The sequence below is a fragment of the Vibrio sp. Vb0349 genome (assembly GCF_033338975.1).
Genome location: NZ_JAWOTS010000025.1, coordinates 19619 through 44799 on the forward strand (window position 1 = coordinate 19619; position 25181 = coordinate 44799).

The 25181-nt window shown below is 45.0% G+C and carries 18 protein-coding genes; 13 read left to right on the forward strand and 5 right to left on the reverse strand.

Annotated elements, in window-relative coordinates:
• Window positions 1-29 precede the first annotated feature (29 nt).
• Both leuB and leuA read right to left on the reverse strand, forming a co-directional pair.
• Complete coding sequence (gene leuB / locus R7Q47_RS19555) at window positions 30-1121, reverse strand: 3-isopropylmalate dehydrogenase (RefSeq protein WP_053303330.1); 1092 nt, start codon at window positions 1119-1121, stop codon at window positions 30-32.
• An 82-nt stretch (window positions 1122-1203) separates the two neighbouring features.
• The gene (leuA, locus tag R7Q47_RS19560) at window positions 1204-2751 is read right to left on the reverse strand and encodes a 2-isopropylmalate synthase (RefSeq protein WP_005379685.1); all 1548 of its coding nucleotides are present in this window, start codon (window positions 2749-2751) and stop codon (window positions 1204-1206) included.
• 519 nt (window positions 2752-3270) lie between these two features.
• Between leuA and R7Q47_RS19565 the strand changes: the two genes are divergently transcribed.
• The 8 genes from R7Q47_RS19565 (at window position 3271) to R7Q47_RS19600 (ending at window position 14096) form a co-directional block, all read left to right on the forward strand.
• Window positions 3271-4068 carry an SH3 domain-containing protein gene (locus tag R7Q47_RS19565; RefSeq protein ID WP_154204865.1) on the forward strand — a complete coding sequence of 266 codons (798 nt, stop codon included), beginning with the start codon at window positions 3271-3273 and terminating at the stop codon, window positions 4066-4068.
• Between the two features lie 151 nt (window positions 4069-4219).
• Window positions 4220-4768, forward strand: coding sequence for a phosphatase PAP2 family protein (locus R7Q47_RS19570; protein ID WP_033906038.1), 549 nt, complete (start codon window positions 4220-4222; stop codon window positions 4766-4768).
• A gap of 3 nt (window positions 4769-4771) precedes the next feature.
• The gene (locus R7Q47_RS19575; protein WP_154204864.1) at window positions 4772-5818 is read left to right on the forward strand and encodes an MJ1255/VC2487 family glycosyltransferase; all 1047 of its coding nucleotides are present in this window, start codon (window positions 4772-4774) and stop codon (window positions 5816-5818) included.
• 555 nt (window positions 5819-6373) lie between these two features.
• Entirely contained in the window at window positions 6374-7333 is a 960-nt protein-coding gene (calR, locus tag R7Q47_RS19580) for a LysR family transcriptional regulator CalR (RefSeq protein WP_005379693.1), read from the forward strand.
• Window positions 7334-7626: 293 nt separating this feature from the next.
• The gene (locus R7Q47_RS19585; protein ID WP_154204863.1) at window positions 7627-9435 is read left to right on the forward strand and encodes an AMP-dependent synthetase/ligase; all 1809 of its coding nucleotides are present in this window, start codon (window positions 7627-7629) and stop codon (window positions 9433-9435) included.
• A 449-nt stretch (window positions 9436-9884) separates the two neighbouring features.
• The gene (locus R7Q47_RS19590; protein WP_005379695.1) at window positions 9885-11609 is read left to right on the forward strand and encodes an acetolactate synthase 3 large subunit; all 1725 of its coding nucleotides are present in this window, start codon (window positions 9885-9887) and stop codon (window positions 11607-11609) included.
• A 1-nt stretch (window position 11610) separates the two neighbouring features.
• Window positions 11611-12105: an acetolactate synthase small subunit gene (gene ilvN, locus R7Q47_RS19595; protein ID WP_005379697.1), complete on the forward strand. Its 495-nt coding sequence runs from the start codon at window positions 11611-11613 to the stop codon at window positions 12103-12105.
• Between the two features lie 110 nt (window positions 12106-12215).
• Window positions 12216-14096 (forward strand): GGDEF domain-containing protein, encoded by a 1881-nt coding sequence (locus R7Q47_RS19600; RefSeq protein ID WP_206953635.1) that lies wholly within the window; start codon window positions 12216-12218, stop codon window positions 14094-14096.
• Between the two features lie 54 nt (window positions 14097-14150).
• Here the strand turns inward: R7Q47_RS19600 and R7Q47_RS19605 are convergent, their stop codons facing one another.
• Window positions 14151-14837, reverse strand: a complete 687-nt coding sequence (locus R7Q47_RS19605; RefSeq protein ID WP_213962887.1) for a GntR family transcriptional regulator — start codon at window positions 14835-14837, stop codon at window positions 14151-14153.
• Between the two features lie 157 nt (window positions 14838-14994).
• Entirely contained in the window at window positions 14995-16407 is a 1413-nt protein-coding gene (gene pykF, locus R7Q47_RS19610; protein WP_005392243.1) for a pyruvate kinase PykF, read from the reverse strand.
• A 433-nt stretch (window positions 16408-16840) separates the two neighbouring features.
• Between pykF and R7Q47_RS19615 the strand changes: the two genes are divergently transcribed.
• Together R7Q47_RS19615 and glmS are read left to right on the forward strand one after the other, a co-directional pair.
• Window positions 16841-17602, forward strand: coding sequence for a DeoR/GlpR family DNA-binding transcription regulator (locus R7Q47_RS19615; RefSeq protein WP_151514452.1), 762 nt, complete (start codon window positions 16841-16843; stop codon window positions 17600-17602).
• 110 nt (window positions 17603-17712) lie between these two features.
• Window positions 17713-19545, forward strand: coding sequence for a glutamine--fructose-6-phosphate transaminase (isomerizing) (gene glmS, locus R7Q47_RS19620; protein ID WP_005379702.1), 1833 nt, complete (start codon window positions 17713-17715; stop codon window positions 19543-19545).
• Window positions 19546-19629: 84 nt separating this feature from the next.
• Here glmS and R7Q47_RS19625 read toward each other — a convergent pair whose 3' ends face one another.
• Complete coding sequence (locus R7Q47_RS19625) at window positions 19630-20712, reverse strand: glycerol dehydrogenase (protein ID WP_005379703.1); 1083 nt, start codon at window positions 20710-20712, stop codon at window positions 19630-19632.
• Window positions 20713-21063: 351 nt separating this feature from the next.
• Here R7Q47_RS19625 and dhaK point away from each other — a divergent pair, with 351 nt between their 5' ends.
• The 3 genes from dhaK to ptsP are packed head-to-tail and all read left to right on the forward strand — an operon-like array spanning window position 21064 to window position 25174.
• Window positions 21064-22122, forward strand: a complete 1059-nt coding sequence (gene dhaK / locus R7Q47_RS19630) for a dihydroxyacetone kinase subunit DhaK (RefSeq protein ID WP_005383055.1) — start codon at window positions 21064-21066, stop codon at window positions 22120-22122.
• A gap of 15 nt (window positions 22123-22137) precedes the next feature.
• On the forward strand, window positions 22138-22773 hold the full coding sequence (dhaL, locus tag R7Q47_RS19635; RefSeq protein ID WP_005379705.1) for a dihydroxyacetone kinase subunit DhaL: 636 nt from the start codon (window positions 22138-22140) through the stop codon (window positions 22771-22773).
• Between the two features lies 1 nt (window position 22774).
• Window positions 22775-25174, forward strand: coding sequence for a phosphoenolpyruvate--protein phosphotransferase (gene ptsP, locus R7Q47_RS19640; protein WP_318089340.1), 2400 nt, complete (start codon window positions 22775-22777; stop codon window positions 25172-25174).
• Window positions 25175-25181 lie beyond the last annotated feature (7 nt).

Genomic DNA, 25181 nt, shown 5'->3' on the forward strand with positions numbered 1-25181 from the left:
TTTAGTATTTATTATGAATCTGTTTTGTATTAAGAGTTTAAGATGTACTCAGCGATCTTATCGCCCATCTCAGACGTCGAAAGTGCAGGGTTGTCACCAGCAAGGTCACCCGTTAGCTCACCCGCTGATAGTGCTTTTGAAACTGCCGTTTCGATGTCTTGTGCCGCTGTTTCCTCACCTAGGCTATAACGCAGCATCAGTGCAGCAGATAGGATTTGTGCCACAGGGTTAGCGATGTTCTTACCTGCGATATCTGGTGCACTGCCGCCTGCTGGCTCGTACAGACCGAATTTGCTTTCGTTTAGACTTGCTGATGGCAACATACCCATAGAGCCTGTGATCATCGCGCATTCATCAGAAATGATGTCGCCGAAGATGTTTGAACACAGCATTACGTCGAACTGAGCAGGGTCTTTGATAAGCTGCATAGTCGCGTTATCAATGTACATGTGTGACAACTCGACATCTGGGTAGTCTTTTGCGATTTCTTCGACTACTTCACGCCATAAGATAGAGCTTTGTAGAACGTTCGCTTTGTCGATAGAGCACACTTTCTTGCGACGTAGACGAGCAGAGTCAAAAGCGATTTTTGCAATACGTTCGATCTCAAAGCGGTGGTACACCTCAGTATCAAATGCTTTTTCTGTTGCGCCTTCACCTTCACGACCTTTCGGTTGGCCGAAGTAGATACCACCCGTCAGTTCACGGACTACCACAATGTCAAAGCCGCGACCCGAGATGTCTGCACGTAGCGGTGAGAAAGCTTCAAGACCTGAGTGAATTTGCGCTGGACGTAAGTTACAGAACAGTTGGAAGTGTTTGCGTAGTGGAAGTAGGGCACCGCGTTCAGGTTGGTCGTTTGGTGGTAAGTGCTCCCACTTAGGGCCGCCAACCGAGCCGAATAGGACTGCATCAGACTCTTCACATGCTTTTATTGTGCTCTCTGGAAGTGGACAACCGTGATTGTCGATCGCGATACCACCTACATCATGCTCGTCACGCTCAAACGCAATACCATGTTTCTTTTCGATTGCATCCAATACTTTATGTGCCTGCGCCATTACTTCCGGGCCAATGCCGTCACCGGGTAGGACGGCAATTTTGTACGATTTGTCTGTCATGTTATTCCTTTAAGTTTTCTAATTTTGAGCTTAATTATTTCAACGAGCGTGTTCTTTCCTGAGCCGTGTAGCCCGGTTGTTATTACACAGTCGCAATCTTTTTCTGCTTCATTTCTTCGATTTTATCTGCACGATGAATGCTGTTAATAACGTGCAATAATGCTTGGCCGGAAGCCTCAACGATGTCGGTGGAAACACCCGTACCGTGGTATTTGCGACCTTTGTAGTTGGCAATGATGTCTGCTTGACCCAAACCATCTTCACCTTCACCTTTCGCGGTTAGGTCGAATTTATCCAGAACGATGTCGTAGCCTGTCACGCGGTAGATACATTGGTATAGCGCATCAACTGGGCCATTACCGACCGCTGCTTCACACATTTCTTCATCACCGCATTGCATTTTGATGCTGGTGGTAGCCATTACGCTGCCAGACTGCACGCTTAGGTAGCTCAATTTGTAGAAGTCATCTTCTTCACGCAAGTTCGAGAAGTGCATTAGGGCTTCTAGGTCGTAATCGAACACTTGGCCTTTGCGGTCAGCAAGTTTCAAGAAATCCGCATACAGTGCGTCTAGGTTGTACTCGTCTTCGTTGTAACCCATGGTGTCCATATGGCTCTTCACGGCAGCGCGACCGCTGCGGCTGGTTAGGTTCAGAGCTTGGTTTTTTAGGCCAATAGACTCAGGGGTCATGATTTCGTAGGTATTCTTATTCTTCAACATGCCATCTTGGTGGATGCCTGAAGAGTGGCTAAACGCATTTGCACCCACAATTGCTTTGTTGCTTTGAATAGGCATATTGCATAGCTGGCTAACCAACTTACTGGTGCGGTGAATTTCATCATGCTTAATGCCAGTGTGAACGCCCAAAAACTCTTGACGAGTCTTGATGATCATTGCGATCTCTTCAAGTGAACAGTTACCCGCTCGCTCTCCAATGCCATTGATCGTGCCTTCTATCTGACGTGCGCCAGCTTGAACGGCGGCAATAGAGTTGGCAACTGACATCCCCAAATCGTCGTGACAGTGAACGGAGATGATCGCTTTATCAATGTTCGGAACGCGGTTAAATAGAGTTTCAATAATCCCACCAAACTCACTTGGTACGGTGTAGCCAACGGTATCTGGAATGTTGATTGTACTCGCACCTGCATTGATGGCGGCTTCTACCATGCGACATAGGTTGTCGATTGGAGTTCGACCAGCATCTTCACAAGAAAACTCGACATCATCAGTGTAGTTACGTGCATGTTTAACGGCGTTGACTGCCATTTCTAGTACATCGTCGTAGCTGCGGCGTAGTTTGTCTTCTACGTGAATGGTGGAAGTGGCTAAAAATGTGTGGATACGGAATTGGTCGGCCACTTTTAAGGCTTCAGCGGCAGCATCAATGTCTTTCGCAACGGCACGCGAAAGGGCACAAACTCGACTGTTTTTTATGTTTTTTGCGATGGTTTGTACAGACTCGAAATCACCTGGTGAAGAGATTGGGAAGCCAGCTTCGATAACATCAACGCCGAGTCTTTCCAGCGCATAGGCAATCTGCAGTTTTTCTTTAACCGTCAAGCTTGCTGACAACGCTTGCTCGCCATCACGCAATGTGGTGTCGAATATAATGACCTGATCGTTCATGTTTGCTTCCTTCCTGATTTCTGCACTTTCGCGCAAGTGAATCGTTTACTTCCAGTATTTAGATATAAAAAAACCCGCATTCTCATGCGGGTTCTTAGAAATTGGTGTGGTTATTTTTCTTCCACAGCCTACCCGCGCGAACTGGTCACGATCAGGAGGAGGCTAAGCAGGATAGAAAAATGAGCTGACATAGTTGTTAAGCTTTCCACATAATTAAGTTAACAAATTAGTACCGCACTCCATGAAGCGCGTCAACCCTAAAGTCGATTTTTTATTCATATCGGATGAGTCTTTTCGTTTGCTTGAAAAAAATGATGCACTAAGTGAAACGACATGATGCGATAGAAACGTGCTAGAAGAAGTAAGTTCTCATCAAGTTTGCGACGTTTCATTACCAAAACAAGCATCGGGATTGCGACTTGTCACACAAAGGTTCGAATTGTTTGGCAAAAGTTTTGAATGACCATTTATAGTAGTCCAGTTGCACTAGGTAAAAGAAATATAAGGGTTAGGGAAAGAATGAGGTTAACAAAACAATTTGGACGTTCAGCCATAGTACTTACTCTGGTCAGCTTGTCGGGTTGTCAGCTGTTTCAATCGCAGACCTATGTGGAAGTGGCTTCCCCCGTTGTTATGAATGATCACTCACAGAGCGTCATGGTCATCAATGATCAAATGGATCGATTTTTGAGTTATGAAGGACGCGAATCGTTCTTGAATCAGATGCTTGTTGCCCTTGAGTCTGACAGCCGAAATAAGTTTAAAGGTAAAGATCCGGAAACGTATTCTTGGTGGAAGATCCGTGTCCAGCCTAGTGAGAAACAGCAAGCGGAAGTTTTCCGACCAACCACTGAAGGTGTCGATACCTCAAACCCAGTAGAGTTTATGGATGTCTCTTACCGCTCTAAGACCACATTAAACCTACGCTCCAAACCGAGTCTTGAAGGGGCAAAGCTTGGCGTATTATCGAAAGGGGAAGTCTTTAATGTGCTAGCAAAAGTGGTTGATCAACCTTGGTTTCTCGTTGAACAGAAAGGAGTGATAAAAGGTTATGTCCATAAGGATTATGCGCGCAGCAATGTGATAAATCGTGACATTTTATCTACACAGCCTAACCCTTTACTAGAGCCTAACTCGAGTAAAACGGAGCAAACGAGTATAGAGCATGAACTGTCGGGAAACTATACTTGCCGCTCACTGAGCTATGAGCTAACAAAAGATGGTGACATGACGACAGGCTCTTTGCGCGCCTGCCGCAAGAAGAGAAAAGTCTGGTATATAGATACCCCTCAACCGCAACCAGCAAACCCTTCTTAGTGTTCTATTTTATGGTTATGCCCAATAGATAAATTGTTGGGCACACTTTAATTTGGCCTTTGTCATTAATTGTCCAAACTCCCGTCATGCTGTTGTCACCTAAACCTCCTACTTTTCACACAAAGGCGTTGTCAAAGTAAGGAAAGGTCACATGCGAACCATAGAGACAATTACACAGCCAATTGCAACCATTGCTAAGTTTGATTTAGCGCTCTCTAGTGTTTGTCTTAAGCACCGTTTTAATCAACAAGTCGCCAATATCAGCAAAGGAGTCTCCCACAGTGGTGACGGGCATCTTTACTTGGTGTTGGGTTTATTAGCTTGGTATTTAGATAAGGAGCAAGGAGTCTGGTTTTTACTGGCGGGTTTACTTGCTTTTGCTATCGAGCTACCAATTTATTGGACGCTGAAAAATAGTTTTAAGCGTCGTCGCCCTGAAGAGCTTAATGCACTCCTTCCTGCTTTTATTACACCCTCTGATCGCTACAGTCTTCCTTCAGGACACACTGCCGCTGCGTTTGTCATGGCGACGCTGATTGACCATTTCTATCCGAGCCTAGGCGTTGCTGCATTCTTTTGGGCAAGTTTAATCGGAACCGCGCGAATCTTATTGGGTGTGCACTTTTTTACCGATGTCATCATTGGTGCACTGCTTGGCAGTCTTTGTGGTGGATTAGCGATTGCGATGTTGGGAGGCTAATTGATGAAAATCTTGTACGGTGTTCAAGGGACAGGAAACGGACATATTGCACGCGCAAGGGCGATGAGTCATGCGTTTAAAGAGCACGATGTTGAGGTCGACTTTTTGTTTTCTGGGCGAGCGCCGGAAAAATACTTTTCAATGGAAGCATTTGGCGATTACCAGACTCGCCGAGGCTTCACCTTTGTTACCGAAAAAGGCTCTGTAAACTACGCGAAAACAGCATTGAATAACAATTTGGTGCAGTTTTTCAAAGAAGTTAAGCAACTCGATCTGTCGTCCTACGATCTTATCATTAATGATTTCGAACCTGTGACTGCGTGGGCAGCGAGACAACAAAATAAGCCTTCTATTGGTATCAGCCACCAAAATGCTTTCCGTTATCCGGTGCCACTAAAGGGAGCAAGTTGGTTAGATAAATCCGTCATTGAATACTTTGCGCCTTCTCAACACCACCTTGGTTTGCATTGGCATCATTTTGATCAACCTTTGTTACCACCGATAGTGCATACCGTCGATAGCCAAGCAGAAAACGACGACTTCGTGTTGGTGTATCTACCGTTCGAATCGATTGAAGATATCTCGGACTTATTGTTCCACTTTAATCAACAAGCGTTTATCTGTTATCACCCGGATGTGATCGAATGTGAGCAGGTAGAAAACATAGAACTGCGCCCTTTATGCCACAGCAACTTCCAGCATCATTTGCATCGCTGTAGTGGTGTCATTGCTAATGGTGGGTTTGAGCTTCCTTCAGAAGCCTTGTCTTTGGGGAAAAAATTGTTACTAAAGCCACTCGCGGGTCAATTCGAGCAGCAGAGCAATGTTGCGACCTTAGAAGATTTAGGGCTTGCGATGTCGATGGAGAGCTTAGACATTTCCGCAGTACGCCAGTGGCTAAAGGAGCAACAAGCCGAAAGTGTGAAATACCCAGATGTTGCTCAGGCTATTGTTCATTGGGTACTGCAAGGTGCATGGGATTCAAAAGCAGAGTTATCCAGACAGCTGTGGGAGCAGGTTGATTTTCCAAGTTACGTGTCGAACATTTAAGTACGTTGTTCTAAGTACATTGTTCCTTCCATTTTTGACACGATTTTGTTGCAGCCTTTCTGTTTGGAAGGCTGCATTTTTATTCTTCCTCTCTCATTTCTATTCAGTGTGTATTTGCTGATAATTTGACTGATAAGTGCAAAATTCAATCAGAGATATAGCTGTCATCTGTTGTTCTTATTCCAACTAATAACTGAGCTAAATGCATGCTTGTGTTGACCGCCTGTCCTATCAATTTGCTAAATACGTCCTCAAAGAATGCATTTTTACGTGTTTTATAGTTTTTTATGTTTTTATCAAGTCTTTGTTATTTAACAAATAAATACCTAATTGGCTAAAATTTACTGATTAAATATCAATCTAGTTGCGAAACCGCAATCGATTAGTTGATAGTACAGTTCGAGCCGGAAGTATCCGGACGATAAATATAATAAAAAGTTAGGTTATCTATTCGTAAAATGATTCGAATCCAGCCGCCGTCTTTTGTGCGAGATGGGATTCTATTCGTTATGAATTTAATGAACAAAGTTGACGATTACAAAAGAGGCGCACTCAATGTTAGAGAAGAAAGACGCGATGAGCGCAATTGCTAGCTACCGTATGGAAAGCACTTTGCGTGGTGTAGATTTAAACCTACTGACTGTATTTGATGCTGTAATGCAAGAGCAAAATATTACTCGTGCAGCACATAACCTAGGCATGTCTCAGCCGGCGGTAAGTAACGCCGTGGCACGCTTAAAAGTGATGTTTAACGACGAGCTATTCATGCGCCAAGGCCGTGGTATTCAGCCTACGCAACGAGCACGTCAACTGTTTGGCCCTATTCGCCAAGCACTACAGCTGATTCGCAATGAACTTCCTAGCTCTGTATTCCAACCAGAATCTTCGACTCGCTTATTCAAGCTTGCGATTTGCAGCCCTTGCGACATGCGTTTTGCTCCGAAGATCATGGCAAAAGTGAATCAACAAGCACCAAACGTTCAGCTTCACCTAGATGCAGAATTTGACCGTTTGTTGTCTGAGCGTATGCGCTACCAAGAAATTGATTTCGTGATCGACTACGCTCGTTTTGATGAGCAAGGTTTCTCAAGTACTGAAATCTTCAAAGATGAATTAGTGGTTATCGCATCAAAAACACACCCACGCATTCAAGGTGGTGTGACGGCTGAGCAACTGCTTAACGAAAAGCATGCGAAGTTATCGAAAGTGCATGGCCAACGTAGTTTCTCAGAGCAAGCGTACCGTGAACTGGATTGCCAAGCGGCGTATGAAGGTTCTAGTTTAAGCAACCTACTATACGTGGTGGGTCAATCTGAGCTTGTGACTATTGCACCACGTTGGATGGCGGAAAATGCGGTAAACAGCGATCAACTGCAAATTCTTGATTTCCCATTTGCGAACAAAGAAATCAGCGGCTTCTTAAGCTGGCATGAATCAAGCGAAAAAGATAAAGGCCACATTTGGCTGCGCGATCAACTGATGATCACTTGTGGTGAAGTCGTTGCCGCAAAATAAGATGACGTTTGGTCTTCTCGATTAGACCATATTGATAATCATCAATTTTTACAATTCATTGGTCCCCGAGCGATTTTTGTCTCTCGGGGCTTTTTGTTTTCGTAATCAACAATCGAAACAGTAAGTTAAATGGAGTAATCATTCAGCAATTTGAGGTACGTTCGCGACGTATAAGTGATAGTTGTCTCTTATTAGTGATAAGTTTGATACTGGTCAGTTGCGTTTTAGCAAGCCGTGAGTACACTTGTTCGCTCAATTAGCTTACGCCTGTAAGCCAAAAGGTAAGTAAAAGAATGGCCAAGTTAGATTTTCATATCGTTAAACGTATTCGTGAACAAATTGCGAACGGTGGTACACGCGTTGCACTCAAGCATAAAGTGGGTGAGGAGTGGCAAGGTATTACGTGGACGCAATTTGGTCAGCAAGTTGATGCTTTATCACTTGCACTTTTGGCTCAGGGATTAGGAGTCCAAGATAAGATCGGCATTTTCTCGAACAACATGCCGCAATGGACGATCGCTGATATCGCAGCACTGCAATTACGCAGCGTGACAGTACCTATTTACCCAACCAATACTGCCGCTCAGTCGGCGTACATCATTAACAATGCAGACGTCAAAGTTCTGTTTGTTGGTGAACAGCCTCAATTTGATGCAGCAGTGAGCATTTTCGACCAGTGCGAACAGTTAGAGTTCATTGTTGCGATGTCTGATGATATAGAACTTGGCGATCATGATTTCGTTATCTCTTGGCAAGCATTTGTTGCCAAAGGCGACACTACATATCAAGTTGAATTGGACGCGCGTTTAGATCAGGTAAAAGAAGATGATCTACTCACGCTCATCTACACCTCGGGTACAACAGGACAGCCAAAAGGCGTTATGTTGGACTACGCAAACATTGCGGCGCAATTGGAAGGGCACGATCAGCGCTTGAGCCTTTCTCAAAGTGACGTGTCATTATGTTTCCTTCCGTTGTCACACGTATTTGAGCGCGCTTGGACCTTTTATGTATTGTACAAAGGGGCGACCAACTGCTATTTGCAAGACACCATGCAAGTACGTGATGCACTGAGCCAGGTGCGACCTACCGTGATGTGTGCCGTACCGCGTTTCTATGAGAAGATCTTCTCTGCGATTCACGAGAAAGTGTCTCGCGCGCCGATTCACCGTAAGATCATGTTTACTTGGGCAGTCAACATGGGCGCAAAAATGGCCGCTTGTCATCAAGAAAAACGTCAGCCATCGCTCTTGCTGCGTAAGTCATACGCTTTGGCGGATAAGTTGGTTCTGAGCAAACTGCGTGCGCTACTTGGCGGGCAAATCAACTTTATGCCTTGTGGTGGTGCAAAGCTGGATGAAACCATCGGTCGATTCTTCCATGCGATTGGTATCAACGTTAAGTTGGGCTATGGCATGACTGAAACCACGGCGACAGTATCGTGTTGGGATGATAAATGTTTTAACCCCGACTCTATTGGTATGTCGATGCCTGGCGCACAGGTTAAGATCGGCGAAAACAACGAGATTCTGGTTCGTGGTCCAATGGTGATGCGTGGCTATTACAAAATGCCAGAAGAGACGGAAAAGACCTTTGATGAGCACGGTTTCCTAAAAACGGGCGACGCTGGTTACATTGATGAAAATGGCAACTTGTTCATCACCGATCGTATCAAAGAGTTGATGAAAACTTCAGGTGGTAAATACATCGCTCCACAAATGATTGAAGGTGCGATTGGTAAAGACCACTTCATCGAGCAAATCGCAGTCATTGCGGATACTCGTAAGTTTGTTTCTGCGCTTATCGTGCCTTGCTATGACTCGCTAGAAGAGTACGCGAAAGAGCTGAATATCAAATATCACGATCGCGTTGAGTTGATTAAGCACCACCAGGTGGTCGAAATGCTTGAGAAGCGTGTGAACGATCTTCAAAAAGAGTTGGCAAAGTTTGAACAAGTGAAGAAGTTTAAATTGTTACCAAGAGCTTTCTCTATGGATGATGGTGAGTTAACGCCAACTCAAAAACTTCGTCGTAAAGTCATCAATGACAAATACCAAGATGAAATTGAAGAAATGTATAAGGAAAAGTCGGATAAAAAGTAACTTAAGCTGACTTAGATTTTATATTGATGAAAAAATCCCCAGTGATGTGATCGCGCATTGCTGGGGATTTTTGTTTGTATTGATTTTTTCTGTTTTTCTCGTCAAATAACGCTATTTCGCACCCTATAGCTAAAAGCTTATGAAATAATGTTCTTTTTTTGAGCGTTAACTTTTTAGGTTGTACTGTGAAATAGGAGATGTGTGGCTGCTATTCCTACTAACATTCTAATTACTAGTATCTTGTTTAAAAAGTAGATCAATCTCTCATTAGACCCTTTGATAATAAAACGTTACATTTGTTGGGTAACCTTGCGGGATGTTATGACGAACGCAAGACATAGCCGAAAACGTGGAAGTATTTCGATTAGGCTACGAATAAGACCTAGACTATGTAAAACCAGACCAATCCGTTGACCTTACGGTGAGGAAACTGGCTAAGGAGAGCAATTATGACAGCAATGTTGTCAGGCGCAGAGATGGTGGTTCAATCTCTGATAGAAGAGCACGTAGAGCAGATCTTTGGCTACCCAGGTGGCTCTGTTTTGGATATCTACGATGCACTGCATGCCAAAACCGATCAAATCAAACACGTACTTGTAAGGCATGAGCAAGCCGCCACTCATATGGCAGATGGTTACGCTCGAGCTACCGGTAAACCGGGTGTCGTACTTGTGTGCTCGGGGCCGGGCGCGACCAATACCATTACGGGTATTGCAACAGCGTATATGGACTCTATCCCAATGATCGTTATCTCGGGTAACGTACCGAATAGCCTAATTGGTAATGATGCTTTCCAAGAGTGTGACATCGTCGGTGTCTCCCGCCCAGTGGTCAAACACAGCTTTTTAGTAAAAAAAGCGGAAGATATTCCTGAAACAATCAAAAAAGCGTTTTATATCGCGACTACAGGTCGACCTGGTCCAGTTGTGATTGATTTGCCAAAAGATGTAATGAACCCGCAAATCAAACTGCCTTATCAATATCCAGAAACGCTTTCAATGCGCTCTTACAAGCCGACAACTTCGGGCCATAAAGGCCAGATTAAAAAAGCGCTTAAATCGCTATTAGAAGCGAAAAAACCAGTGCTTTATATCGGTGGTGGTGCGGTGATTTCTGGCGCCCATGAACATATTTTAGAGCTTTCCGACAAACTGAACCTACCCGTTGTGAGTACTTTGATGGGCTTGGGGGCATTCCCGGGTACACATAAAAACTCACTGGGCATGTTGGGTATGCACGGCACTTACGAAGCTAATATGGCAATGCATGAAGCGGATCTTATTTTTGGTATCGGTGTGCGTTTTGATGACCGTACAACCAACAACCTTGAAAAGTACTGCCCAAACGCAAAAGTGATGCATATTGATATCGATCCGTCATCGATCTCGAAAAACGTGAAAGTAGATTTGCCGATCGTAGGTTCTGCGGAAAAAGTGCTGACAACCATGCTCGGGCTGCTTGCAGAGCAAGGTAGTGGAAATGATCAAGATGCTATCACCGCATGGTGGGATGACATTCAAGTATGGCGTGACCGCAACTGCTTGTCTTATGAAACGTCTCCAGAACGAATCAAGCCACAGCAAGTAATTGAAACGCTACACAAGCTAACTAATGGTGACGCATATGTGGCGTCTGATGTGGGCCAGCATCAGATGTTTGCGGCGTTGTACTACCCATTCAATAAGCCGCGCCGTTGGATAAACTCTGGTGGTCTTGGCACCATGGGATTTGGTCTTCCGGCTGGCATGGGCGTGAAGTTTGCCATGCCACAAGAAGAGGTCGTGGTTGTGACTGGTGACGGCAGTATTCAGATGAATATTCAAGAATTGTCGACAGCCATGCAATACGACATTCCAGTGAAGATCATCAACCTGAACAACCGATTCTTAGGCATGGTAAAACAGTGGCAAGACATTATTTATCAAGGCCGTCACTCTAATTCTTACATGAGTTCTGTTCCTGACTTTGCAGCGATTGCAGAAGCTTATGGTCACGTCGGTATTCGTATCGAAACGCCTGATCAGCTCGAAGAAGGGCTACAAAAAGCGTTGGATATGAAAGATCGTCTGGTGTTTGTGGACATTAACGTAGACGAAACCGAACACGTATACCCGATGCAAATCAAAGGTGAGGGTATGGATAAAATGTGGCTAAGCAAAACGGAGAGAACTTAATATGAGACACATTATTTCATTGCTATTGGAAAACCAACCGGGTGCGTTGTCTCGTGTTGTTGGTTTGTTCTCTCAACGTGGTTACAACATTGAATCTTTGACGGTATCACCGACTGATGATGAAACCCTGTCGCGAATGAACATTACCACGACATCTGATGAGATGCAGTTGGAACAAATTCAGAAGCAGTTACACAAATTGATCGATGTGCTGAAAGTGCAAGAAGTCACCGAGTATGAGCACATTGAGCGTGAACTGATGATGGTGAAAGTGAAAGCCAGTGGTTTTGCGCGAGCAGAAGTGAAGCGGACGGCAGACATCTTTCGTGGCCAGATCGTGGATGTCACGGCTTCCCAATACACCGTACAACTTGCGGGTACGAGTGAAAAGCTAGATGCCTTCATTCAAGCGATATCCGAAGTGACCGAAGTTGTCGAAGTTGCTCGTAGTGGTGTCGTTGGCATTGCGCGAGGAGAGCGAGCCCTCAAACCTTAACTCTCTGATTGCATATAGAAAAGCCACTTAATCTAAGTGGCTTTTTTGTTTAGAAAATAACAATTAATGATATAATTGTCGTTTTAGTAAGCATGATAGGCATTAGACGTGTGAAAGTACCTAAGCGAGTCGGCACCTTATTGGCGACAGCACTATTTTTTAGTGCACTCACTGCCGCTTACTACTATCAGAAATATCTGACGTTGTTAGAAAACAATGTTGAGAACACCGCTCAAGAAGCGTTACATCAATTGGCCTATACTGGCCGTGAATACAGCAATATTCAGGATCAAATCGAAACGATCAGTGACCTACTTGGTCACAGCCAAAGTCTGTATGAATATCTGCGCCAACCTAACCGGGTGAACCGTTCCATCTTAGAAGACATGTGGATCTCGGTCGCAATCAATCAAAAGTTGTATAAGCAAATTCGCTTTCTTGATGTTTCTGGTCGAGAAAAAGTGAGGATTAATTATGAGATTGAAACAGGCGCTGCGTTGCCCGCGATCAAATTGCAAAATAAGTCAGAGCGAGATTACTTTCAATTCGCTAAGAACTTAGACGATGGCGAAATCGCTTCGTGGGGGATAGGTTTAGAACGAGAGTATGGCGAGTTAGTCTATCCCTATAGCCCGTCACTGCGCATTTTGATGCCTATTTCGCTTAACGGAAAGCGCGAAGGGTATCTCGTCCTTAATGTTGATATTGACTATTTATCTTCTCGACTCAACTATTCGTCAGTGCTTGATTTCCATATTGAGCTGATTAAAAGTGACGGATTTTACATTGATAGCCCTAAATCAGCTCGTTTGTATGGCCATATAATTCCCGCTCGCTCTCAATTTAATTTTGGCCGGATGTACCCAAACATTTGGCGTAGTTTAAATTCAAAAGATTCGGGCTATGCTTACAATGGTTCGAATTTGGTCGCGTATCGCACCATCCAGTTTGTTTCTAGCGAACCTCTTCATCTGGTTATTGATCTTACCAATGAGCAGTTATTATCCCGAGCTCAGAGGGATATTGATGACTTAATCCAAGAAGCGTTTTTTGTTCTAAGTTTGGTGCTCGGCTTCACTTTGCCGACGGCAGCCCTTGCTCTGCATTATCGGCGTCATAGTATGGAATCGAAGTTGGCTCGAGCTGCTCTTGATGGTATGACTGCGGTGATGATCTCGGATGCTTCACATAGAATCATCATGGTTAATCAAGAGTTTGAAAACATGATGGGTTACTCAACCAAGCATGCCCAAGGTTGGAGTGCACATCATTTAATTTTTCTACCTGAAGATCTCGAAGCAAACCTGAGTATCTGGAAAACACTGAAGAGTGAACACGTATGGGAAGGGGAGATTCGTTGTCGAACTAAGTTTAATCAAGTCTTTACTGCAATAATGCGTATTCAGGCGAATTTAACCAAATCAGGTAAAGTGAGTTATTACATTACGTCGCTGGTGGATATCTCTGGGCAAAAAGAGTTAGAAGAAAAATTACGAAACCTAAGCGAAAAAGATGGCTTGACGGGGTTGTGGAACCGCCGAAAATTTGAAGAGCAATTGGCGCAATATGCGGGGATTATTGAACGCTATCCTGATAGCCCTCCTGCTTGTTTGGCGTTGTTTGATATTGACCATTTTAAGCGTATTAATGACGAGCTTGGCCACGACGAAGGAGACAAGGTGATTTGTAGTGTCGCAGAAACCCTCCTAGAAGAAGTCCGCAGCACAGATTTTGTATCTCGTGTCGGTGGTGAGGAATTTGCAGTGATTATGCCGCATACAACACTAGAAGAGGCTGAAATTGTATTGAACAGGCTACGTGTCGCGGTTCAAATGCGTAGTGATAGAGGCATTACTGTCAGTGCTGGGTATAGTGATTTAACCTCTGATCGTACAAGAACGTATAAATGTGCTGATATTGCTTTGTATGAGTCAAAAAGTGCAGGGCGTAACTGCGTATCGCTGTGTCATAGTTATGATGATATTGCTTAGTGCTTTTACAAAAACGAAAAAACGGGGATAGACCCCCGCTTTTTAGTCTCAGCGTTATTCGCTAGCCAGTATGCGACATTGGTTGTCGATGGCGGCTTCGATACACTGTATTGACTGTCTCAAATAACGCTCTAGATAACCTAAAGCATCCTGACTCTTTTTGTCTAGCGATGCCTTCATCAGTATTTCTTGCTCATCGAGATTACAGTGCCCAGGGTTCCCTGTGCCTAAAATCTGCATCGCGAAGTATTGGTAGCGTTTAATTTGCGTGAGTAGATCGCGGAAAAACCCAAACATATTGACAGAGCCAGCACCTTCAAACAGCGCAGTAAGAAACTGATTTTGGCGCTCTTCCCATTCCCTCCAGCAAAAGCTTTCGCCAGGTTTTACTCGGGATAACTTGTGATAAGCAGTTAGTACATCCAGTTCCCATTTTTCATCGCCAATCGTAATTGCCTTACTGAGTAAGCATGCGGAGACCATTTGCAGGCTTTCGTACAAGTCATGTAACTCATCTTTACATACAGGTGCAACCCAGCAGCCTTTTTGCGGCTCGAGTTTGACGTATTTGCTCCAAGATAATTGCACCAATGCTTCTCGAATGGGTGACGCTCCTACGTTGTACTTCTCTTTGAGTTCGGCAACCACGAGTTTTTGACCTGGTTTAAGCTCGCCATCGAGAATATCCTGACGGATCATTCTTAATACTTTGTCGGTAAGAGTGGGACTAGACACATACACCTCATAGAAACTTTAATCGTGACGATAAAATTAAACAGTACGAAATTCTGATAGAGGTGAATAATACAATTAGCCTATTATGAGAGCAAGAAAGCCATATAAAAAAGGAGGGCATAAGCCCTCCTTCTCAAGAAACTGAAGTGTTAAAAGTTCAGTCTTATAGTACGTGTACAGAAGCTGTGTTCGTAGTACCTGAAGCAACTAGAGCGCCAGAAACCATAACAACGATATCGCCTTTGTTACCTAGACCTGATTCTAGAGCAAGTTCTTTACCCGCTACGTAGAATGCGTCAGTGCTTTCGATTGAATCAACAACTACTGGAGTAACACCTTTAGTTAGAACTAGCTGTGCAGCAGTTTTCTTGTTAGTTGTTAGCGCTAGGATGTTTGCAGTTGGGAAGTACTTACGTACTGAACGTGCAGACTTACCGCCTTCAGTTGCAACAACGATAAGTGGAGCTGCTAGTTTCTCAGCTGTGTCTACAGCGCCTTTACATACTGCTTCAGTGATACGAAGACGTGGGCTGTCTAGACGAGAACCTAGTTCAGCTTTTAGCGCTGAGTCAGTACGGTTCGCGATTTGAGCCATGATAGTTACCGCTTCAACAGGGTATTTACCTTTCGCCGTTTCACCAGAAAGCATTACTGCGTCAGTACCGTCCATTACCGCGTTAGCAACGTCGCCTGCTTCCGCACGAGTAGGACGTGGGTTGTTGATCATAGAATCAAGCATTTGAGTTGCAGTGATAACCATCTTACGTGCACGGTTACACTTCTCGATCATCATTTTCTGAGCGAAGATTACTTCTTCAGCTGGGATTTCAACACCTAGGTCACCACGAGCAACCATGATGCCGTCAGAAAGCTCTAGGATCTCGTCGAAGTTATCAACACCTTCTTGGTTTTCGATCTTAGAGATGATGTGGATGTTCTCGCCGCCGTTTGCAGCAAGTACTTCACGGATTTCTTGAACGTCAGACGCTTTACGGATGAAAGAAGCTGCTACGAAGTCAACGCCTTGCTCACAACCAAATTTAAGGTCGTTCTTATCTTTTTCAGATAGTGCAGGTAGGTTTACAGAAACGCCAGGAAGGTTAACACCTTTGTTTTCGCCTAGTGCACCGTTGTTAAGAACTTTACATTTAACTTCAGTTTCAGTCTTAGAGATAACTTCCATCTCGATTAGACCGTCGTCTACTAGGATAGTGTTACCTACGTTTAGGTCTGCTGCGAAACCAGCGTAAGTTACTGCAACTTTATCTTTGTTACCTACAACTGAAGTGTCAGTTGTGAAAGTGAATTCTTGACCTGCTACTAGATCAACATCGTTACCGCCTTCTAGCTTGATAGTGCGGATTTCTGGACCTTTAGTATCTAGAAGAATTGCTAGTGGTTTGCCAGTAGCTTCCATTACTTTACGGAAGTTCGCGATACGAGTGCCGTGTTCTTCGTAGTCACCGTGAGAGAAGTTAAGGCGCATTACGTTCATGCCTGCGTTAACTAGTTCAGTTAGCTTCTCTACAGATTCTGTTTTAGGGCCAATCGTACATACGATTTTGGTCTTTTTCATGGAAGATACTCTCCGGTAAGTATAGTTACAATTTGAAAGTCGGTTATTTACTCTGAAGTCAGGACGTTTTTGATGACATTTAGTACCTGTCACCCACCGATTTTTCGTCTCATTATTAGAACTTCAGATTCTGAAAGTCTTTCACCAAGTTTAGTCATTTTATGACTAAAAGATCGGCGATTTTGGTTACCTTTTTGTGACTAATCCCACTTTATATGCAGAAAGTTGCAAAAAAATAGCCTTCAATTCTGTAATTTTTTTTCTTTTCGGTGGCGAATTCTACCACTGAATGAATCCAATATCACTGTTTAAGAATTGTCTTAGGACAAGGTTTTATCGAGAAATATTAATTTTTTGGATCGAAATAAATGGACTTAAAAGTTTCGGTTTGACTATAATAAGTTTCACATCGAAACTTAAAATCAAAACTTAAATGTCGAAACGAAATACTCAATTAAGAAGACACGCCATTTCTAACTTGGTTTCTGAACTAGGAGAAGTCAGCGTTGATGAACTTGCTCAGAAATTCGAAACCTCAGAGGTCACGATTAGAAAGGATTTAGCTTCTTTAGAGAAAAACGGCCAACTTCTACGCCGCTATGGCGGTGCGATTGCTATCCCAAAGGAAGTCATTCACGAAGAATTGGGCGCTAATGTTTCGACTCGAAAGTTAAGCTTAGCAAAAGCAGCAGCATCATTGATTCGCGATCATAATCGCATCGTGATCGACAGTGGCAGCACGACTGCCGCGCTGATTCAACAGTTGAATGACAAACGTGGCTTAGTGGTCATGACCAACTCGTTGCATGTTGCTAACGCCCTAAATGAATTAGAGAGCGAACCGACACTGCTGATGACTGGCGGTACTTGGGATACGCACTCAGAGTCCTTTCAAGGCAAAGTAGCCGAATCTGTATTACGAGCTTACGACTTTGACCAACTATTCATCGGTGCGGATGGCATCGATCTCGAGCGTGGAACCACGACATTTAATGAATTGGTTGGCTTAAGTAAGGTAATGGCAGAAGCGTCACGTGAAGTGATCGTAATGATCGAGTCCGAAAAAGTCGGCCGTAAGATCCCAAACTTAGAGCTCGCTTGGCATCAAGTTGATGTGTTGGTGACCGATGCAGATATCCAAGCAGAGCATAAAGTACAGATTGAACAACATGGCGTGAAAGTCATTTGCGCCTAATAATGTAATCAGTTTCATATTTTACTTCCCTCTGGATAAAGGCCTTTGCTTGCTGCCTCTATTTGAAATCATGGCTAGGGAAGAACAAAACTACAAACGGAGATAAACACATGTGTGGAATCGTAGGTGCAGTAGCACAACGAGATGTTGCAGAAATTTTGGTTGAAGGTCTACGCCGCTTAGAGTACCGCGGTTACGACTCTGCTGGCGTTGCGGTTGTTGATGGCGAATCAAACCTAACGCGCGTTCGTCGCTTGGGTAAAGTACAAGAATTGGCTGATGCAGTAGAAGAAGCAAAAGTGATCGGCGGAACTGGCATTGCGCACACTCGTTGGGCGACGCACGGTGAACCTTCTGAAATCAATGCTCACCCACACATGTCTGGTGATATCGCAGTGGTACATAACGGCATCATCGAAAACCATGAAGAGCTGCGTGAGCTGCTTCAATCTCGTGGCTACGTGTTTGAATCGCAAACGGATACAGAAGTTATCGCACACATGGTTGAGTGGGAACTTCGTACTTCAGAAACGCTATTAGAAGCGGTACAAAAAACAGCAAAACAACTTGAAGGCGCATACGGCACCGTAGCGTTGGATCGCAAAGATCCTTCACGCATCGTAGTAGCGCGTTCAGGCAGCCCGATCGTGATCGGTTTTGGTGTGGGTGAAAACTTCCTAGCGTCTGACCAACTTGCATTACTTAACGTTACGCGCCGTTTCATGTACCTAGAAGAAGGGGACGTAGCAGAAATTACTCGCCGTGAAGTCACTGTGTTTGATGCAACGGGTGAGCCAGTTGAGCGTGAAATTGTTGAATCTAATGCAGAGCATGATGCAGGTGATAAAGGTCAATACCGTCACTTCATGCAAAAAGAAATCTATGAGCAACCTAAAGCGTTGATCAACACAATGGAAGGTCGTATCACGTCAGATTCTGTTGTGACAGATGCGATCGGTGTGCACGCGGCAGACATTCTAAGCAAAGTAGAACACGTACAAATCGTGGCGTGTGGTACGTCTTACAACGCAGGTATGACGGCACGTTACTGGTTTGAAGACATTGCAGGCGTGAGCTGTGATGTAGAAATCGCGTCTGAATTCCGTTACCGCAAGTTTGTGACTCGCCCAAACAGCCTATTGATCACGTTGTCTCAGTCTGGTGAAACCGCTGATACGCTAGCAGCACTTCGCCTAGCAAAAGAGAAAGGTTACATGGCGGCGATGACCATCTGTAACGTAGCGGGTTCCTCTTTGGTTCGTGAATCAGATTTTGCATTCATGACTCGCGCTGGCGTCGAAATCGGCGTGGCTTCAACCAAAGCGTTCACGACTCAGCTTTCTGCACTACTTATGCTGGTAACAGCACTGGGTAAAGAGCAAGGTCGCATCAGCAAAGAGAAAGAAAAAGAGATTGTTGAAGCGCTACACGCACTTCCTAAGCAAATCAACGCGGCACTTTCTTTCGAGAAAGAAATTGAAGCACTAGCAACGGATTTTGCAGACAAGCACCACACATTGTTCCTAGGCCGTGGCGAGTTCTACCCAATCGCGATGGAAGCGTCTCTAAAACTGAAAGAGATCTCGTACATCCACGCAGAAGCGTACGCGGCGGGTGAACTGAAACACGGTCCTCTGGCCCTAATTGATGCTGACATGCCAGTTGTTGTGGTTGCACCAAGCAACGACCTACTTGAAAAGCTAAAATCAAACGTTGAAGAAGTGCGTGCGCGTGGCGGCCTTCTATACGTATTCGCAGATGCAGACGCAGGCTTCGAAGGCGATGAGACAATGAAGATCATCACAATGCCTCACGTTAGTGAAATCACGGCGGCGATCTACTACACCATCCCTATGCAGTTGCTGTCTTACTACGTAGCACTGATCAAAGGTACGGACGTAGACCAACCACGTAACCTAGCGAAAGCGGTGACGGTTGAGTAATTACGCTTAACAGCAAAAATCCTGAGCGGCACATGCGAGAGTATGTGCCGCTTTTTTATTTAAACCCATTTTAAGGTTTGTGAGTTATTGACCCAACTGGTGAGCGGTTAGAATTGCAGAGTAGACATTTTCTGCCGTCACTGGGAATGGCATATTGTGGATGGTTTCTCCCTCGGCCGTTGAGGCTTCGGCGACCTCGCGCAACTTAGCGTGGTTAAGCTCTTTAACGCCCATATCAAATAAGTTGGTTGGTAGACCTACAGAGCGGCAGAATGCAAGAACCGTATTAATCTCTTCCATCGCTGCGTTTTCTAGTACCAGCTGAACAAGTGTGCCGAACGCGACTTTCTCACCATGATAGAGATGATGACACTCTTCAAGCTTAGTTAGGCCGTTATGAATAGCGTGAGCACCCGCTAGACCACTGCTTTCAAAACCGATACCGCTTAGGTATGTATTGGCTTCAATAATGTTTTCTACCGCTTTGGTGCTCACACCATTTTCTACCGCAGCTTTTGCTTTTACACCATCTTCAAGCAAGGTTTCATAGCAAAGTTTCGCAAGCGCTTGTGCTGAACGCGTCGCTAACCCACCAGCCATTGTTGCCTTACCAGAAGTCATGTTGGCACGAGCTTCAAAGTAGGTGGAAAGCGCGTCGCCCATCCCCGATACAAGTAAGCGAACAGGGGCCTTGGCGATGACTGACGTATCCATGATGACCATGTCTGGGTTTTTAGGGATCATCAAATATTCTGCAAATTCACCTTCAGGTGTGTATATCACCGCAAGCGCTGAGGTTGGCGCATCAGTCGAGGCAATCGTAGGAACCACCACGACAGGAATTTTTGTGTAAAACGCAACAGCCTTTGCTGTATCTAACGTTTTACCACCACCAATACCGACAATGACATCGTGTTTCTGAGTGGCACAAATGTCCGTGATGCGTTCAATCTCAACGCGCGAACATTCGCCACCAAAAATGTTCATAGTGAGTGGAAGCTTTTCGTCAGCAAAACTTTGTTTGACGTCATCACCAACCAGGTTAGTCACGAACTCATCGGCAATTACTAACGGACGTTCACCCAATGTTTTCACATAGTGAGCTATAGATGTAAGTACTTGTTCACCTTGGACGTATTTGCTTGGGCTGATAATAATTTTGTCCATAATTCAAACCTTTAACCTTTTTTTGTGTGTTTTGGACTGCAATGAATATCCATTGTAGGGATAAGGTTTATATTAGGTTTGGTGTGGTAGGTGGTGAAGGATATCTCTGGTTTGTTCCATGCTTTTATGACCTCTGTGTCAAACTGACTCTCAGAAGTAATAAGCATCAGCATGCTTTATGGCGCCGATCACTATTCAAGCTAATCTGTCGTTTTTCGTTTCATATTGAAACGAAAATACCGAAGTCGTTGTTTCAATATGAAACAGATTGATTTTTGTTGAGCACGTTTTTTCTCTGTTTAAGATGAATTCATACCCTACATAAAAATATAAATGGAATGAGATAGAACGATGAAAAAGTTAATTAACCAAGTCGATGATGTTGTATTGCAGCAAATGGAAGGCCTGGCATTGTCCCGCCCTGAGCTAAAAGCGAACTACGAGCCTCGTTACATGTGGCACGAGGAAACGCCGGGGCAAGTGGCACTGGTTTCTGGTGGTGGCTGTGGTCATGAACCTTTGCACGCTGGTTTTATTGGTAAAGGCATGCTGACAGGCGCCTGTCCTGGTGAGGTGTTTACTTCACCAACGCCAGATCAAATGTACGAATGTGGCAACCAAGTGAATACTGGTGAAGGCGTGCTATTTATCATTAAAAACTACACCGGAGACGTGTTGAACTTTGAAACGGCTGTGGAGCTGCTTCATACCGATGGTATCAAAGTTGGGTCGGTGTTGGTGGATGACGATGTTGCAGTCAAAGACAGCCTATACACCGCTGGTCGCCGTGGCGTTGCTGGAACGGTATTGGTTGAAAAGTTAGTTGGGGCTGCCGCGAACAAAGGTTATTCGTTGGAGCAATGTGAAGCGCTGGCTCGTCGCGTGAATAATCACTGTCGTTCATTTGGCGTGGCGCTTAATGCTTGTGTTGTACCCGCAGCAGGTAAACCATCTTTTGTTCTGGAAGATGATGAAGTGGAGTTTGGTGTTGGTATCCATGGTGAACCAGGTATCAAGCGAGTGAAATACACCGATGTCGATACGTTAGTGGATGAAATGTTTGCTGAAGTTGCTGAAAACACACCTTATCAGCGCACATTGCGTATTTGGAATCGTGACGAAGGTGAATGGGATGAAGTGGAATCCAGCATTGAGCCTTTCGCCGCTGAACACGACTACATCGTGATGGTGAATGGTATGGGTGGTACGCCAACTTCAGAGCTTTACGGAGTGTACCGTCGTCTGGCTCATAACTGCGAGCAAGCAGGGTTCCGTATCGTGCGTAATATGGTTGGTAACTTCTGTACGTCACTTGATATGGAAGGCGTTTCGATTACGTTGCTAAAGGCAGACAAAGAGATGTTGGAGCTGTTTGATGCTCCTGTCGATACGGCCGCGATCAAGTGGTAACAGGGGAGAGCAAACATGCAAATTGAAAAACAACATATCGTTCACTGGCTAGAGTTATGTGCAAAAACGTATCAAGAGAATCAAGATTTTCTGACCGACCTTGATCGTGATATTGGTGACGCCGACCACGGTCTCAATATGAACCGTGGCTTTAAAAAAGTTGCTGAAAAACTGCCGCAATTTGCGGACCAAAATATCGGCAGCATTCTCAAGAATACGGGTATGACCTTGCTTTCTAGTGTCGGTGGGGCAAGTGGCCCGCTGTATGGCACGCTGTTTATTCGTACGGCTGCCGCTGTCGGAACTCGAGAGCAATTAACGTTTGAAGAGTTAGTGGATGCACTAAAAAGCGGTGTGGATGGCGTGGTGTCTCGTGGTAAAGCAGAGCTGGGTGATAAAACCATGTGTGATGTTTGGTTACCCGTTTTAGTTAGCGTGAAGGCGTCGTTAGAAAATGGCATGAGCGCCGATCACTTACTTAATGAAATGGTTGAGCTAGCAGAAACGAACGCGGTTGCCACGATTGAAATGTTGGCGAAAAAAGGGCGAGCAAGCTATTTAGGTGAACGCAGTATTGGTCACCAAGATCCCGGTGCAACCTCTTCTTTGTTAATGATTAAAGCACTACAGCAGGCAATAGCAGGTAATTAAGATGGTGGGAATTGTAGTTGTATCTCATAGTCGTCGACTTGCAGAAGGGGTGGCAGAACTTGCCACCCAAATGACGCAAGGCAAAGCCAAGCTTGCGATTGCTGCTGGGATTGATGATCCAGAGAACCCGATCGGAACCGATGCCATTGCCGTGATGGAAGCGATTGAGCAGGTACAAGATCAACAAGGGGTTGTTGTGTTGATGGATCTTGGCAGCGCGTTGCTTAGCACGGAAATGGCTCTGGACCTGATTGATGATCATGTGAGGGAAAATGTCACCCTTATCTCGGCACCTATTGTTGAAGGAACCATGGCGGCGTCGGTGGCTGCTGCTGCCGGACTACCTTTATCGACGGTAGTCGAAGAGGCACAGAATGCGTTAAGCGTAAAACAAGAGCATCTTGGTGATCAGCCACTAACATCCGCTGAGATAGCGCCAGTATCAGAGAACTTTGAGCAAGAACGGACATTTGATTGGGTAGTGCAAAATCCGCATGGATTACATGCTCGTCCCGCTGCGGCCATTGTTGGTGCACTCGCGCCTTTCGACTGCCAATTATGGTTGAAAAAAGGCGAGCGCCGTGTGAACGCGAAAAGCTTGAACAGCATTGCGAAACTTGGCGTTCGTAGTCAAGAGACGATCACCTTATGCGCACTTGGACCTCAATCCAGTGAAGCAATCAAGGCATTTGAAGCCTTAGCTTATGAGCACTTCGGAGAAAAAGAGGCGGTTGAGCAAGGCATTATCGAACCTGAAGAAAGTTCAGATACTCTGCTCGATGGCATGGCCTCAAGTCAGATTGAAAGTGCTGTTGTTGGTATTCGAGTCAATGACGGTATCGCTACTGCTCCTGCTGTCCTTTTTACTCATGAAATGCCAGCAGTGCCTGAACGTGATTTCCAAAGTGAACAAGATGAAATTGAACGGGTTAAGCGTGCGATAGGCGTGGTTGTTCAACATTTGCAGGAGCAAGCGAAGCAGCTGAAAGGGGAAATATTTTCCGCTCATAGCATGATGCTCAGTGACCCAGAATTATGGGCATCGGTCGAGTCGCGAATTCAAACGGGCATGATAGCCGAGCAAGCTTGGGTAGAATCACTGCAAACGTTGGCCGAAGAGTTTCGCCAGGCAGAAAGTCAGTACATGCGGGAACGCGAAGCAGATGTCCATGATATCGCACGCCAAGTTATGGTCGAAATGACAGGTGTAACGCCTAATGCCATCGACATTCAGGAACCGAGTATTTTGTTGGCCCGCGACCTGATGCCTTCTGATGTGGCCGGGCTTGATAAATCGAAAGTGCTTGGTATCTGTTTGAGTGAAGGAGGAAAAACCTCTCACAGTGCGATTCTTGCTCGTGCGATGGGGATTCCTGCCATCGTTAAAGCTCAGGGCTGCCTTGATGCTGTGCGTGCTGGTCAAGTGGTGACTATTGATGGCTTCCGAGGGCATTTATGGTTTTCTCCTTCAGATTCCGTACAGCAGGAATTAGAAGCTCAGCAAATTGAGTGGCAAAATTCCCGACAGAGTGCACTAGCGAGTGCTCAGCAAGTCGCAGTCACCTGTGATGGTGTCCATATTCCAGTATTCGCCAATATTGGTGGACCGAAAGATATTGATGATGCACTAACATCAGGAGCTGAAGGCGTTGGTCTATTCCGGACTGAGTTTCTATTTCAAAACAGTGATGAGTTGCCGACTGAGGAAGCGCAATACCAAGTGTATCGTGATATTGCCGCCGCACTTGGTGATAAGCCACTTACGATTCGTAGTCTAGATGTTGGCGGTGACAAGCCTTTAGCCGCTTATCCTATGCCAGCAGAAGATAATCCATTTTTAGGTTTGAGAGGGGTGCGGTTGTGCCTTCAACATGAGTCATTGTTTGCCGCTCAACTTCGAGCCATTCTGAGAGCCTTTCACGAGCAACCGAATATTCAATTGATGATACCGATGGTGGCTCAGGTTGAAGAAGTGAGAAAAGTAAAAGTGCTGTTGGCGCATCAAGCAAACCAACTCGGCTTGGATGTGACTCATTTGCCCGTTGGTATTATGATTGAGGTACCAGCCGCGGTGTTAAATGCTGATGCGTTAGCCCAAGAAGTCGACTTTTTCTCTATTGGCACCAATGATTTGACTCAATATGTTATGGCTGCCGATCGAGGTAACGCCGCTGTTGCTGAATTGGTGAACTACTTTGAACCATCGGTACTAAAAGCCATTGAGCTCACGTGTGCAGCAGGCGATCGCGCGGGCATACCGGTTAGTATGTGTGGTGAGATGGCTGGCGATCCAAATGCCACAGAAACATTGCTTCGCGTGGGGTTGCGAAAATTCAGCGCCAGTTCGAGTATGCTCCCGGGACTAAAAGCGCAGATTCGTCAGCTGTCTGTCGATGTTTAATCGAAAC